Raw genomic sequence first — 13,517 nt, forward strand, 5'->3', positions numbered from 1 at the left:
CGGTCGACGAGCGGGTGCGCGGTCACACAATCAGAGGCGGTAGACGCACTCCATCGGCCTAAACGCTTTGCCGCCATTGACGGCCGCCCGGTCCTTCCGGCATGCCCAGGTGCTCGTCCGGTGGGACGGCCGCGCGTGCCGCGGTCGCTCGCCACGGTGCCCCCGGGCACAGACGCGTGGGCCCCCGCCGGCGGTCGGCGGGGGCCCACGTGGACCGAGGGGACGGTCAGTCCTCCGAGGACGCCGCGGAGCCCGCGGCGAGGCCGGTCGCGATCAGGTCCATCACCGACGCGTCGGCGAGCGTCGTGGCGTCGCCCACCTGGCGGTGCTCGGCCACGTCGCGCAGCAGGCGGCGCATGATCTTGCCGGACCGGGTCTTGGGGAGCTCCGCGACCACGAGGATCTGCCGGGGCTTCGCGATGGGCCCGATCTCCTTCGCGACGTGGTTGCGCAGCTCCTTCTGCACGTCCTGGCCCGACTGGTCGACCCCACCGCCGCCGCCACGCAGGATGACGAAGGCGACGACGGCCTGGCCGGTCGTGTCGTCGGTCGCACCGACGACGGCCGCCTCCGCGACCCACGGGTGGGACACCAGCGCCGACTCGATCTCGGTGGTGGACAGCCGGTGGCCCGACACGTTCATGACGTCGTCCACGCGGCCGAGCAGCCAGATGTCGCCGTCCTCGTCCTTCTTGGCGCCGTCGCCGGCGAAGTACAGGCCCGGGAACCGGGACCAGTACGTGTCCGCGAACCGCTGCTGGTCGCCCCAGATGCCGCGCAGCATGGCCGGCCACGGCTCCGTGAGCACCAGGTAGCCGCCGCCGCCGTCGGGCACCGGGTGGCCCTCGTCGTCCACGACGTCCGCCGCGATGCCCGGGAGCGGCACCTGCGCCGAGCCGGGCTTGGTCTCGGTCACCCCCGGGAGCGGGCTGATCATGATGGCGCCCGTCTCGGTCTGCCACCACGTGTCGACGATCGGGGTGCGGTCGCCGCCGATCACCCGGCGGTACCACATCCACGCCTCCGGGTTGATGGGCTCACCGACGGAGCCGAGCACCCGCAGCGACGACAGGTCGAACTGGGCCGGGATCTCCTCGCCCCACTTCATGCACGTCCGGATGGCGGTGGGGGCGGTGTAGAAGATCGTCACGCCGTACTTCTGGATGATCTCCCACCAGCGGCCGCGGTGCGGCGTGTCCGGCGTGCCCTCGTAGATGACCTGCGTCGCGCCGTTGACCAGCGGCCCGTAGACCACGTAGGTGTGCCCGGTGACCCAGCCGATGTCGGCCGTGCACCAGTACACGTCCGACTCCGGCTTCAGGTCGAAGACGGTCCGGTGCGTGTACGCGGCCTGCGTCAGGTAGCCGCCCGTGGTGTGGAAGATGCCCTTCGGCTTCCCGGTGGTGCCCGACGTGTAGAGGATGAACAGCGGGTGCTCGGCCTCGACCTCGACCGGCGTGTGCTGGTCCGAGGCGGTGTCGACGACGTCCGACCACCACACGTCCCGGCCCTCGGTCCACGCGACATCCTGCCCGGTGCGCTTCACGACCAGGACGTGCTCCACGGACGGCGTGCCCTTGGCGATGGCCTCGTCGACGGCCGGCTTCAGGGCGGACGCCGCTCCCCGGCGGTAGCCGCCGTCCGCGGTGACGACGAGCTTCGCCTCCGCGTCGTTGATCCTCGAGCTCAGCGCCTCCGCCGAGAAGCCGCCGAACACCACGGAGTGCGGGGCGCCGATCCGGGCGCACGCCAGCATCGTGACGACGGCCTCGGGGATCAGCGGCAGGTAGATCGCGACCCGGTCACCGGTGCCGACACCCAGCGCCACCAGCGCGTTCGCGGCCTTCGACACCTCGCGCTGGAGGTCCGCGTAGGTGAGCGTGCGGGTGTCACCGCCCTCGCCCTCGAAGTGCAGGGCGACCCGGTCGCCGCGACCTGCCTCGACGTGGCGGTCCACCGCGTTGTACGCCGCGTTCAGCGTCCCGTCCGCGAACCAGCGCGCCACCGGGGCCCCGGACCAGTCCAGCGTCTCGGAGAAGGGCGTCGACCAGTCGAGGAGCTCGCGCGCCTGGTCGGCCCAGAAGCCGACCCGGTCGGCTGCGGCCCACGCGTACAGGTCGCTCTGCGCGTTGGCCTGGGCGGCGAACTCGGCGGACGGCGGGAAGCGGCGGCTCTCGGAGAGCAGGTTCTCCAGGCCACCGGCCTCGGCTGCGGGGACGGGGGTGGTGTCGGTCACGTGCGACCTCCTGTGCAACGACGTCGGTGCGGGCGGGGGTCGGGGAGCGGTCCGACCCGGCACCGCACTCTAGCGGGACGGGTGAACCGGCTCACATGGTGCCCGCGCGGGGCCTCGGAGGCGGGCGTCCGTCCGGCGCCGGTGCAGCAGCTCAGACGCGGTGCCGCTCGCGGAACGCACCGAGCCGGACGCCGAAGCGTCGGGCCAGCGCCGTGACCAGGCCCGCGACGAGCAGCAGGACCCCGGCCACGACCAGCGTGCCCGACGTCCCCGCGACCGTCACCTGGGTGACGGTCAGCCGCCAGCCCGACGACGAGAGCACGTTCAGCGTCTGCTCCCGTGCCAGCGCCGGCGCATACAGGTAGACCGAGCCGACGAGAGCGAGGGCCGCCCCGCCGGTCAGCGGGACCGACGGCGTCCACAGGCCCAGCAGCACGACGACCGCCAGCAGGAGCAGGCCGGCGGTGACCAGCACGATCCCGAGCACCTCGGTCGACCCGTCCCAGCCGTCCACCTGCGCGGCGAGGATCCGCGACTGGCCGAGCAAGGTGGTCGCGATCCCGATCGGCGCCAGGACCAGGCCGACGACCACGCCGAGCACGTGCGCGCCGAGACTGGTGCTGCGCGGGGCGTTCGGGTCGGGGAACAGCCGCGGGTCCTCGGGGGCGGTCGGAGGGCCGGAGGCCTCCGGGGTGTCCGGCGTGTCCGGAACGGCGGCGTCCGGGGTGGCCGGGCCCGAGGTCATGGCGTCCGTGGCGGGTGGTGGCGTCCCGGTCGACGGTGCGGCCGGGCCGTGCGTCGCAGGGCGCACCGCCGGCCGGCGCTCGGCCGCTGCGGCGTCCGCCGGGGCCGGCGCCGGGGCGGGCGGCAGGGGGTTCGGCCGGACGACCGCGTGTCGCCCGGTGTCGGTGCTGGTCTCGGTGGGTGTGCCGGTCCGGACCGCGGCGGCCTCGGCCTGCGGTGCGGTGGTGGGGGGAGGCGTGGCGGGCTGCTGGGAGCCGGGCGCGGAGCCGCCGGCGCCCGTCGTCCCGTCGGCGGTGGCGTGCGGGTCGGAGGTGCTCATGGCCTGCTCCTCGGCTGCTCGTCGCGCGGTGCGTCGCCGTCGCCGGCGTCGCCCTTCGCTTCACCGTAAGGCGAGCGCCACCGCCTCGCGCACCGGCTCGCGGGCCGGTGCCGGGCTGCCGCCGGCCGGTGCCGGGCTGCCGCCGGCCGGCACGGCGAGGCGCGGCGGGTCGTCCACCACGGCAGGGCCGGGGGCCGGGCACGCGTCCGACGGGCTCTCGTCAGCGGCGGGGTGCGCCGCTCGTCGTCCCGTGCCGTAGGCGTAGGCGGCCCCGACGAGCACGGCGCCGCCGACCAGGTTGCCGAGCCCGACGGCCACGATGTTCCGACCGAGCTCGGCGACGCTCGCCCCCGGCAGCCCACCGAGGATGCCGAGCGAGAAGGTCGTCATGTTGGCGACCACGTGCTCGAAGCCCGACGTGATGAAGACCATGACGCACGCGAAGACCACCGCGATCCGCGCTCCCTCGCTGCGCAGCCGCCCCGCGCACCAGATCGCGAGGCAGACGAGCAGGTTGCACAGGATCCCGCGGACGAAGAGCTGGCCGTTCGTCTCGGCGGCCTTGTGCTCCACCATGCCGGCGATCACGGTGCCGCCCGCGGTGCCCGGCGCCAGGACGCCGGAGAGGTGCACGAGGGTCGCGAACACGATCGACCCGAGCAGGTTGCCGACGAGCACGGCCAACAGGGTCACGCCGGCGCGCAGCGCGCCGACCGTGCCGCGCATGACGCCCTGGGTCAGGATCATCATCGCCGAGGTCGCGAGCTCGGCGCCGGCGACCACGACGATCGTCAGGGCCACGCCGAACACGAGCCCCTGGACGAGCGGTGCGAACGCGGAGCCGGCGACGACGAGCGGACCGCCGGCGGTCGCCATGATGAGCACGCCGATGCCGATGAACGCGCCGGCGAGCATCGTCCGGACGAGGAGCAGCGCAGGCGTCGCGAGCAGGTCCACCTTGTGGTGGGCGGCGTCGGCCTGGGCGTCGACGGCCTCGGGGATGGTGAGCACCCACCCAGCCTGCCGGTCCCTGTCGCCCGTTTCCTGGGACGAAAGGGCCGGTCGGGAATGCGAGCGGCATCTGTGCGGGTTGCGACGGCACATGACCGCACTCTTCGCACCGCTCACCCTCCGGGGCACCACCTTCGCCAACCGCGCGTGGCTCGCGCCCATGTGCCAGTACTCCGCGACGGACGGCGTCCCGTCGGACTGGCACCTCGTGCACCTCGGCGCACGCGCCGCCGGTGGGTTCGGGCTGGTGCTGGCCGAGGCGACCGCCGTGGTGCCCGAGGGGCGGATCAGCCCGCAGGACACCGGACTGTGGAGCGAGGAGCAGGTGCGGGCGTGGCGTCGCGTCACCGACTTCGTGCACGCCCGCGGCACCCGCGCCGGCGTGCAGCTCGCGCACGCCGGACGCAAGGCCTCCACCTACCGGCCGTTCTCGGCCGGGCGCGGCTCGGTCGCCGTGGCGGACGGCGGGTGGCAGACGGTGGGGCCGTCCTCCTCCGCGTTCCCGGGCTACGCCGGCCCGCACGCGCTCTCCGCCGCTGAGGTCGAGGCGGTCCCCGGGCAGTTCGCCGCCGCCGCGCGCCGGGCGCTCGACGCCGGCTTCGACGTCGTGGAGCTGCACGCCGCGCACGGGTACCTGCTGCACCAGTTCCTCTCGCCCCTGTCCAACGAGCGGGACGACGAGTACGGCGGCAGCCTCGAGAACCGGATGCGGCTGCTCGTCGAGACGGCCGACGCCGTCCGGGTCGTGTGGCCCGACGACCGTCCGCTGCTCGCCCGTCTGTCGGCCACCGACTGGGTGGACGGCGGGCTGACGGTCGAGGACGTCTCGCTCGTCGCGAAGGAGCTCGCCGGGCACGGCGTCGACCTCGTGGATGTGTCCACCGGTGGCAACGCGCCGGCGGAGATCCCCGTGGGGCCCGGCTACCAGGTGCCGGCCGCGCGCGCGGTCCGGGAGACGTCCGGGCTGCCCGTCGCGGCCGTCGGGCTGCTCGACGACCCGCGTCTCGCGGAGGCCACCATCGCCGACGGCTCGGCGGACGCCGTGCTCGTCGGGCGAGGTGCGCTGCGCGACCCGCACTGGCCGCTGCGTGCCGCGCACGAGCTCGGCGCGCCGACCGTCGAGCTGCCCGTCGCCGAGCCCACGGCGGACGTGGACGGCTTCGCCACGGTCACCGGGTGGCAGCCGCAGTACGCGCGCGGCACCTGGCGCTGACGGCCCTCAGACCTCGCCCGACGAGCGTGCGGCGCGCTCGACGGCTGCCGCGACCTGCGTGGTCACCTCGGGGTTGAACACGCTCGGGATGATGTAGGTCGGGTTGATCTCGTCGTCCCGGACCACCGAGGCGAGAGCGAAGGCCGCGGCCAGCAGCATCTCGTCGTTGATGCGGTGCGACCGGGCGTCGATCAGGCCCCGGAACACCCCCGGGAACGCCAGCACGTTGTTGATCTGGTTCGCGAAGTCCGACCGGCCGGTGCCCACCACCGCGGCGTACTGGGCCGCCTCGTCGGGGTCGACCTCCGGCCGGGGGTTCGCCAGCGCGAACACGATCGAGTCGGGCGCCATCGTCGAGATGTCCTGGCCCGTGAGGATGTCGGGCGCGGAGACGCCGATGAACACGTCGGCGTCGGCCAGCGCGGCGGCGATCGACCCCGTCACGCCCCGGGGGTTCGTCACCGCCGCACACCACTCGAGCGACGGCGCCAGACCGGGCCGGCCGGCGTGCACGATGCCCTCGATGTCCCCGGCGACCACGTCGCGCGCACCGGCCGCCAGCAGGAGCCGCAGCACCGCCGTGCCCGCGGCGCCCGCGCCGGACAGCACGATCCGCACCTCGTCGATCTTCTTGCCGACCACCTTGAGCGCGTTGGTCAGCGCCGCGACCACCACGATCGCGGTGCCGTGCTGGTCGTCGTGGAACACAGGGATGTCGAGCCGGTCCCGCAGCCGCCGCTCCACCTCGAAGCACCGCGGCGCGGAGATGTCCTCCAGGTTGATCCCCGCGAACACCGGCGCGATCGCGCAGACCGTCTCCACGATCTGGTCGACGTCCGTGGTGTCGAGCGCGATCGGGAAGGCGTCGATGCCCGCGAACCGCTTGAACAGCACCGCCTTGCCCTCCATCACCGGCAGGGACGCGAGCGGCCCGATGTTGCCGAGGCCCAGCACCGCCGTGCCGTCGGTCACCACCGCGATCGTGTTGCGCTTGATCGTGAGCCGGCGGGCGTCCTCCGGGTGCGCCGCGATGGCCTCCGACACGCGTGCGACGCCCGGGGTGTAGACCATCGACAGGTCGTCGCGGTTGCGCAGCGGGACCTTCGACTCGATCGAGATCTTGCCGCCGAGGTGCATGAGGAACGTCCGGTCGCTGACCCGCTCGACGACCACCCCGTGCAGGCCCTTGAGCACCTCGACGATGTCCGCGGCGTGCTGCTCGCCCCGCGTCGCGCACGTGACGTCGACCGTCATCTGCTCGTGCCCGGACGCCGTGACGTCGAGCGCGGTGACCACGCCTCCCGCCGCCTCGATCGCGGTGGTGAGCTCGCTCACCGCGGTGGGTCGGGCCTGCACCTCCAGCCGGGCCGTGATGGACGACGAGACGCTCGGCGCTGACATGTCGCCATTGTCCGGCTGCGAGGGTGTTCCACGCACGTATGCGTAGGGTGTCGCCGTGTTCGATGCGGGTCGAGGTGCTGCGGGGCGTGCCGGGGAGCCGTCCGCGGCGCCCGCCGACCCGCTCGCCGGTGTCGTCGAGCTGCCCGGCGTCATGGCGGCCGTGGAGGCCGCACGCACCGCGTGCGAGGAGCTGCGCTGGCACGAGGCCTACCGGCGGCGGTGGCGCGAGGTCCGTGCCGAGGCCGGCCTGCGGGGCGCGCGGGCGAGCGCGGCCCTGGACGGTGCACGGGTGCCGCTCGGCGTGGTCCGGGCGCTCGCGACGAGCGCACCGGAGTCCTCGGCCGTCCGCACGGAGCCCACGGGGCTGCCGGACGCTGCCGGAGCGACGGACGTCTCGGGCCTCTCGGACGTCACCAGGGCGGTCGTGTGGGGCACGGTCCGCGCCACGGCCCTGGTGGAACGGCTGATGCCGGACCTCGGCGCGCGAGGCCACGTCGCGCTGCCCCCGTTCGGTCAGCTGCTCGCGCGCGTGCACGCCGCGGCGACCGAGGGGTGGCTGGACCGGTCCGCGGTGGGGCGGCTGCGGCACGACGAGTCCCCGCGCGACCTCACCGGCCTCGGACCCGCACCCCGGGGGGACGACGTCGCCGCGCGGCTCGACCTGCTGGGCCGTGTGGTGGCGTCGACGCAGGCGCCGGCACTCGTCGTCACGGCCGTCGTGCACGGCGAGCTGCTCGCGGTGCGGCCGTTCGTCGCCGGGAACGGGGTCGTGGCGCGTGCCGTCGCCCGCCTGCTCCTCACCTCGAGAGGGCTCGACCCCACGGGGTCCGTCGTCGCCGAGGCCGGCTGGTCGTCGGCACCGAACCCCTACCTTGCTGCGGCGGCCGGGTTCGCGACCGGCACGCCCGACGGCGTCGCCGGGTGGGTGCGGGCGTGCGCAGCAGGCGTGGTGGACGGCGCCGGCCAGGCGGGCCGGGTGGCGGACGCCGTGCTCGCCGGCCGGATCGCTCCCGGCTGACGTCTCGCGTCGGCAGGGCGGGACGAACAACGGCGCCCCCGCGGGGGCGCCGTCGCCGAACGGTGCCGGGAGGGTGATCAGGCGTGCGTTGTCTCGGTCGCGACGGGACCAGCCCGGTCGACCTGCCCATAGGTGGGCTGCCCTGCGCGTGGGTACCCTCACGGCGATCCAGTTGTGGATCCTTGGTACCCCACCCGGCAGCCCATGCACACCCCCGGGGACGATCGCCCTGGTCAACGATCCGGCCTGTCCGCATGCCGGGACGTCGGTCCGGAAGGCGGACCGGCATCCGCGTCCTTGCCGGCGGGGTCCGTCAGGTCCGACGGCGCCGCCGCCGCCGCACGAGCCACCACGCCAGCACGACCACGCCCACGGCGACCACCACGGCGCCCGCGCTGATCACCCGCGCGGGTGGCCGCGCGAACGCGAACAGGGCGACGGGCCGGTTGAACGACAGCGTCCCCCAGCCCTTCGTGACGGCGAGCCGGCGCAGCGCCCTGTCCGGGTTGACGGCGAAGCCGTGGCCCACCGCCGCGAGCATGGGCGCGTCGGTGATCGAGTCGGAGTAGGCGAAGCACGCGTCGAGGTCGTACCCCTGCTCGGCCGCCAGGTCCCGGATCGCCGTCGCCTTGTTCTCGCCGAACGCGTAGAAGTCGATCCCGCCCGTGTAGCGGCCGTCGGTGACCGCCATGCGGGTCGCGATCACGTGGTCGGCACCGAGCACCGCGGCGATCGGCTCGACGATCTCGCTGCCCGACGCCGACACGACGACGACGTCGCGGCCTGCGGCATGGTGCTCCTCGATGAGAGCGACGGCCTCGGCGTACACCGTCGGGTCGATCGACTCGTGCAGCGTCTCCGCGACGATCGCCGACACCTGCGCGACGTCCCAGCCCGTCACCATCCGGGACAGCTGCACGCGCAGACGCTCCGTCTGGCCCTCGTCGGCACCGCCCACCAGGTAGAGCAGCTGCGCGTAGGCCGTCCGGACCACCGACCGGCGCGTGAGCAGACCCTCGGCGAGGAACGACCGCGAGAACGCCGTCGCGGACGACGTGGCGATGATGGTCTTGTCGAGGTCGAAGAACGCCGCCTCGCGGGTGCGGGACACCGGTGGGGACGCCGCGGGCGTCGGGTGCTCGTCCATGCTGCTCCGGGTGTCGCGGGCCGGCCTGCAGGCGCGCCCCGTCGGTCGGGTCTGGGTGAGGTCTGGTCGGCTCGTCGTCTGGTCGCGGCGAGCCTAGTGGGCGGCACCGACGACAGGCAGGGCTGACGTGCGTCGACGCGTCCACAGCCCGCAACGGTCGCCCGGGTCTCCCCGTTCCGTGCGGTCGCCATCTCCCGTGGCACAGGCGTGCGGCAGTGTCCCGTCGCATGCCTGGTGGAGGGAGTGTGCGGATGTCCGACGTCGTGGAGGCAGGCACCGGTCGATGGCCGGCGGTCGGCCGGACCGCGGTGCGCCCGGCGGGATCTCAGGAGCGCGCCGTGGTCGTCGGTGTCGTCGCCGCGCGAGGAGGAGGCGGAGCGTCCACGTTCGCCGCGGCCGTCGCCGGGAGGCTCGCCCGGCGGACGTCCACGGTGCTCGTCGACCTGGACCGGGGCTGCGGAGGGATCGACCTGATGCTCGGGCTCGAGGCGGTCGACGGGGTGCGGTGGCCCGATCTCGCGTCGGCGCGCGGCGACGTGGCAGGGGGCGAGGTCGTCGCGCTGCTGCCGCGGTGGGGTGCGTGCGCGGTGCTCAGTGCGGACCGGTCGCGTCCGGCACCGCCGGAGCCGGCGGTGGCCGCCGACGTGCTGCACGCCCTGACGGGCACGGTCGGAGCCCTGGTGCTGGACCTCGACCGCGCGGGCGTGGTCGCCGGGGAGTCGATGGTCCACGCGTGCGACACGGTGCTGGTCGTGACCCCTCGGGACCTGCGCAGCGTGGCGGGCGTCCTGGCGATGCGGCCCGCGCTGATCGCGTCGGGCGCCGACGTCGGGCTGCTCGTGCGCGGCCCGGCGCCCGGCGGCCTGGGCGCCGCCCAGCTCGCACAGTCGGTGGACCTGCCGCTCGTCGGCACGGTACGCCACGACCGGCGGCTCGCGGCGGCGGCCGAACGTGGTGGCCCGCCGCGCACCGGCCCGGTGGTGCGGCTCGCGGAACGCCTCGCCCGTGACCTGCGCGCCGGTGTCGCGTGACCGTCGACGACGGTCCCCGGGGCACGGGAGCCGCTCCCGCCGCCGCCGCTGCCCCTGTCCTTGCCCTTGCGCCTGCCCCTGTCTCCGCCACGATCCCCGCCTCGGCCCCTGTCTGGATCCCCGACTCCGTCCTCGCACCCGTGCTGGACGTCGTCCGGGACCGCATGCGCGAGCATCTCGGTGGTGCCGCGGGAGTGCCGGGGGACGGCGCGATGAGGGCGGCCGTGGACGACGCGGCGCGGGAGCACGGCACGGTCCTCGGGTCCCGTGCGCTCACCGAGATCGCCGGGCGTGCACGGGCCGAGCTGTTCGGCGCCGGCCTGCTGCAGCCGCTCCTGGAGGACCCTGCGGTGTCGGACGTGCTGGTCAACGGCCCCCACGACGTGTGGGTCGAGCGGGCCGGCCGGCTCACGAGGGCAGACGTCGACCTCGGCTCCGACGACCAGGTGCGCGCGCTGGCGGTCCGGCTCGCCGCGGCCGGCGGTCAGCGGCTCGACGACGCCTCTCCGGCGGTCGACGCCAGGCTGCCCGACGGCACCCGGCTGCACGCCGTGCTGCCGCCCGTCGCGGGCGCCGGGACGCTGCTCAGCCTCCGGGTGGTGCGCGCCCGGGCCCTCACCGTCGACGAGCTCGTGCGCCTCGGCACCCTGGCGCACGCCGCCGTGCCGGTCGTCCGGGCGATCGTCGCGGCCCGCGCGAACCTGCTCGTGACCGGCGGCACCGGGTCGGGCAAGACGACGCTGCTCGCCGCCCTGCTGTCGCTCGTCCCGCACGACGAGCGGCTCGTGGTCATCGAGGAGTCCGGCGAGCTCGCGCCCGCGCACCCCCACGTCGTTCGGCTCCTCGCCCGGCGCCCGAACGTCGACGGCGCCGGTCGGGTGGACCTCTCCGACCTGGTCCGGCACGCACTGCGGATGCGACCCGACCGGATCGTGCTCGGCGAGTGCCGCGGTGCCGAGGTCCGGGAGGTCATGACCGCGATGAACACCGGCCACGACGGAGGCTGCGCGACCCTGCACGCCAACACGGCGGCCGACGTGCCCGCACGCCTCGAGGCCCTCGGCGCCCTCGCGGGCCTGTCGCGGGAGGCGGTCGCCGCGCAGGCTGCGAGCGCGTTCGACGCCGTTCTCCACCTGAGGCGGTCGGGGACCCACCGGTCGGTCCGGTACCTGGCCGAGGTCGGCGTGTTCCGGCGACGCCCTGACGGTGCGCTCGAGGTCGGGTGCGCCATGCGGTGCGATGCCGGCGGTACCAGCGAGCGAGGTCCGGCGTGGGGTGCCCTCGTGGCCCGACTCGGTCCGGCGATCGAGAGCCAGGCACAGACCCGGAGGGTGACCCCGTGAACGCGTTGCTCGTGGGCATCGCGGTGGCCTGCGCCGTCGTCGGTGTGACCGGGCCGCCGGGGCGACCGCCTGTGCGTCTCGCGGTGCCCCGGGCCGGCGATGCGTCCAGCCGGATCGCTCGCAGCCCGGCGCCCGAACGGACCACGGTGGACCTCGCCGCAGCGCTGCTGGTGGTCGTCGCCGAGCTCCGGGCCGGTGCGCGGCCGGCCGTGGCATGGGGACGAGCGCTCGGGCCGGTCGACCTGGGGCGGGACGTCCCGACCGCCATGGAGCTGCTGGTCGCGACGACCCCGCAGCCTGCCGGAGCCCTGCCGCGCCGCTTGCGGGCGTGGCAGACCAAGCTCGTCCGCGCGCGCGGCGGCCCGTTCGTGCAGCACACCCGCGCTCACCGTGAGCGGGTCGCCGCGGTGCTCGCCGCGACGGCGCTCGCGGACGACCTCGGGGCGCCGCTCGCGGGTGTGCTCGAGCGGCTCGCGGGCGCGATCGCGGCCGATGCCGAGGCGGAGTCGGAGATGCGTGCGGCCATCGCGGGGCCACGTGCGACCGCCGGGGTGCTGACGTGGCTGCCCGTGCTCGGGCTGCTCGTCGGTGCGGCGCTGGGTGCCGAGCCCGTCGCCGCCGTCCGGGAGGGCGGGCTCGGGGCCGGCGCGGCGTGTCTCGGTGTCGGGCTGCTCCTCGCGGGACGCGGATGGACCCGGGCGCTGCTGCGGCGTGCCGCCGACGGGGGACGGGCGTCGTGAGACGGGCGAGCGACGGGACGCAGCAGGGAACCGTGACCTGGTCCGTCGCCGAGCGGGCAGCCGGCTCGGTGGCATCGCCCGGGCGAGGGGGACGGGCGGGCGGGACGGGGCGTCCGTGGGGTGCGACTCGGCGTCCGAGGTGGTGGCCCAGGTGGTGACCCGGGCCGTCACGCTCTGGCTGGTGCTGGCGGCGTCGTCGTACGGAGCGTTCCTGCCCTGGTGGTTGACCGGCGTGGGCGGCCGGGGGCAGCGGGTCCGAGGGGACCACCGGGGTCCTGCCGGGACGACCGGCTCGGACCCCGGTTCCCGGCAAGCACCACCGGTGAGAGTGGACGTCGTGCTCGTCCTGGAGCTCGTCGGGTCGGCCGTCGCCACTGGTGTCGCGCTGCCCAGGGCGCTCGGCGCGGTCGGATCCGCCGTCGGCGGGACCTTGGGGGAAGAGCTGGCCCATGTCGCTGCTGCGCTCGTGCTGGGCGCGTCGTGGTCCACCGCGTGGGCCGGGCGTTCCGGTGAGCTGCGGCTCGTCGCCGACGCGCTGCAGCCGGCGTGGACCAGCGGCTCTGCGCCCGGTCCCGCGCTGCGCGCGTGTGCGGAAGCCGTCCGACGGGATCGTCGAGGGCGGGTCCGGGAGGCGGCGGGAAGCCTGGGTGTGCGGCTCGTGCTGCCGCTGGGCGTGTGCTTCCTGCCGGCGTTCGTCCTCCTCGGGATCGTCCCGGTCGTGCTGTCGCTGGCGCGAGGGCTCGTGCTCTGACCCGGTCCTGCGGACGCGGCAGGCGCCTGGTCGGTCGCCAGCCGCCCACAGCCCGACGTCAGTGGACGACGCTCCACGGGCCCGGCTCGTCCAGGTCGGAGGCGGGCGCTGGGCCGAAAGGCTTGGGGTGCGCCGCAGGACGGCGGCGCACACCACGTCGAAGGAGAGATCATGACCGCACAGACCGTGGCCCGGAGCACGACCCAGCGGGCGACCGCGTACCCCGACGCGACAGGGCCCCAGCCGCCGGCGCCCGGACCGCGTCCGACCGGCACGACGTCCGGGCCGGTCGGACCGGCCAGGCAGGTCGGACGCGGTCGTTGGCGCGCTGTTCGTCCGTCGCTCGCAACGGGCGTCGCGACCGGCACGGTCGTCCAGACGGCCAGACATCTGCGCCGGCTGGGCGACGACGCAGGGATGGCGACGGCCGAGTACGCGATCGCGACGCTCGCCGCGGTCGGGTTCGCCGGCCTGCTCGTCGTGATCCTCAAGGGGAACGAGGTCAAGTCGATGCTCATGGCACTGGTCCGTCAGGCACTGACGTCGTGAGGCGGAGCCCGACA

12 protein-coding genes are annotated in these 13,517 nt (G+C 75.1%); 7 read left to right on the top strand and 5 right to left on the bottom strand.

Going from position 1 to position 13,517, the window contains the following annotated elements:
- Positions 1-226: 226 nt before the first annotated feature.
- The 3 genes from acs to ACVW07_RS16230 all read right to left on the bottom strand — a co-directional run bounded on the left by acs (position 227) and on the right by ACVW07_RS16230 (position 4,310).
- Complete coding sequence (gene acs, locus ACVW07_RS16220) at positions 227-2,236, bottom strand: acetate--CoA ligase (RefSeq protein ID WP_456820257.1); 2,010 nt, start codon at positions 2,234-2,236, stop codon at positions 227-229.
- 151 nt (positions 2,237-2,387) lie between these two features.
- The gene (locus tag ACVW07_RS16225) at positions 2,388-3,299 is read right to left on the bottom strand and encodes a hypothetical protein (protein ID WP_456820258.1); all 912 of its coding nucleotides are present in this window, start codon (positions 3,297-3,299) and stop codon (positions 2,388-2,390) included.
- 60 nt (positions 3,300-3,359) lie between these two features.
- A complete protein-coding gene (locus ACVW07_RS16230) occupies positions 3,360-4,310 on the bottom strand; it encodes a formate/nitrite transporter family protein (protein WP_456820259.1) in 951 nt (316 codons plus the stop codon).
- Between the two features lie 91 nt (positions 4,311-4,401).
- On the opposite strand from ACVW07_RS16230, the gene ACVW07_RS16235 reads away from it, so the two are divergent.
- On the top strand, positions 4,402-5,523 hold the full coding sequence (locus ACVW07_RS16235) for an NADH:flavin oxidoreductase/NADH oxidase (RefSeq protein ID WP_456820260.1): 1,122 nt from the start codon (positions 4,402-4,404) through the stop codon (positions 5,521-5,523).
- 6 nt (positions 5,524-5,529) lie between these two features.
- On the opposite strand, the gene ACVW07_RS16240 is transcribed toward ACVW07_RS16235, so the two are convergent.
- Positions 5,530-6,924: a malic enzyme-like NAD(P)-binding protein gene (locus ACVW07_RS16240; RefSeq protein WP_456820261.1), complete on the bottom strand. Its 1,395-nt coding sequence runs from the start codon at positions 6,922-6,924 to the stop codon at positions 5,530-5,532.
- Between the two features lie 55 nt (positions 6,925-6,979).
- On the opposite strand from ACVW07_RS16240, the gene ACVW07_RS16245 reads away from it, so the two are divergent.
- Positions 6,980-7,942: a cell filamentation protein Fic gene (locus ACVW07_RS16245; protein ID WP_456820262.1), complete on the top strand. Its 963-nt coding sequence runs from the start codon at positions 6,980-6,982 to the stop codon at positions 7,940-7,942.
- Positions 7,943-8,255: 313 nt separating this feature from the next.
- On the opposite strand, the gene ACVW07_RS16250 is transcribed toward ACVW07_RS16245, so the two are convergent.
- A complete protein-coding gene (locus tag ACVW07_RS16250; protein ID WP_456820263.1) occupies positions 8,256-9,089 on the bottom strand; it encodes an HAD family hydrolase in 834 nt (277 codons plus the stop codon).
- Between the two features lie 251 nt (positions 9,090-9,340).
- Between ACVW07_RS16250 and ssd the strand changes: the two genes are divergently transcribed.
- The 5 genes from ssd to ACVW07_RS16275 all read left to right on the top strand — a co-directional run bounded on the left by ssd (position 9,341) and on the right by ACVW07_RS16275 (position 13,503).
- A complete protein-coding gene (gene ssd, locus ACVW07_RS16255) occupies positions 9,341-10,120 on the top strand; it encodes a septum site-determining protein Ssd (RefSeq protein WP_456820264.1) in 780 nt (259 codons plus the stop codon).
- Between the two features lie 164 nt (positions 10,121-10,284).
- A complete protein-coding gene (locus ACVW07_RS16260) occupies positions 10,285-11,463 on the top strand; it encodes a TadA family conjugal transfer-associated ATPase (RefSeq protein ID WP_456821099.1) in 1,179 nt (392 codons plus the stop codon).
- Positions 11,460-12,203, top strand: a complete 744-nt coding sequence (locus ACVW07_RS16265; RefSeq protein ID WP_456820265.1) for a type II secretion system F family protein — start codon at positions 11,460-11,462, stop codon at positions 12,201-12,203. Before ACVW07_RS16260 ends, ACVW07_RS16265 begins: the two co-directional genes overlap by 4 nt.
- A gap of 115 nt (positions 12,204-12,318) precedes the next feature.
- Positions 12,319-12,954 carry a type II secretion system F family protein gene (locus ACVW07_RS16270; RefSeq protein ID WP_456820266.1) on the top strand — a complete coding sequence of 212 codons (636 nt, stop codon included), beginning with the start codon at positions 12,319-12,321 and terminating at the stop codon, positions 12,952-12,954.
- Positions 12,955-13,125: 171 nt separating this feature from the next.
- Positions 13,126-13,503, top strand: coding sequence for a DUF4244 domain-containing protein (locus ACVW07_RS16275; RefSeq protein ID WP_456820267.1), 378 nt, complete (start codon positions 13,126-13,128; stop codon positions 13,501-13,503).
- Positions 13,504-13,517 lie beyond the last annotated feature (14 nt).

It is taken from the genome of Cellulomonas sp. URHB0016 (assembly GCF_054057935.1).